Source organism: Salmonella sp. SAL4457 (assembly GCF_046548235.1).
Taxonomy (GTDB): domain Bacteria; phylum Pseudomonadota; class Gammaproteobacteria; order Enterobacterales; family Enterobacteriaceae; genus Salmonella; species Salmonella enterica.
In genome coordinates, this window is sequence record NZ_JBGDZO010000753.1 from 1 (window position 1) to 260 (window position 260).

The 260-nt window shown below is 65.0% G+C and carries 1 protein-coding gene; it reads right to left on the bottom strand.

Going from position 1 to position 260, the window contains the following annotated elements:
• Nucleotides 1-260, bottom strand: a 260-nt coding sequence (locus ACLJNW_RS26170) for a hypothetical protein (RefSeq protein ID WP_410961501.1), incomplete at both ends; no start/stop codon positions are given.

Below are 260 nucleotides of genomic sequence, written 5' to 3' on the forward strand. Positions count from 1 at the left end.
GGTCACGATCGCGCCCGGCCAGACGTGGCGGAAGCGCATCGTGGTGTTGGGGATGAAGTAGAAGAGCAGGCCGACGCACACACTCAGCAGCACCGTGGCGCCATAGTTCGCGGTCACGGTGCTCAGCCAAATGGACCACCGCGAGCGCGCGACCAGCTCCCAGAACCAATTGGTCTCGGCCACCCGAGCGATGCTGGCCAGCACGAGGGCGATGATGAAGATCGCGCCCGCCGACACCATCATCAGGAACGACACCAGGC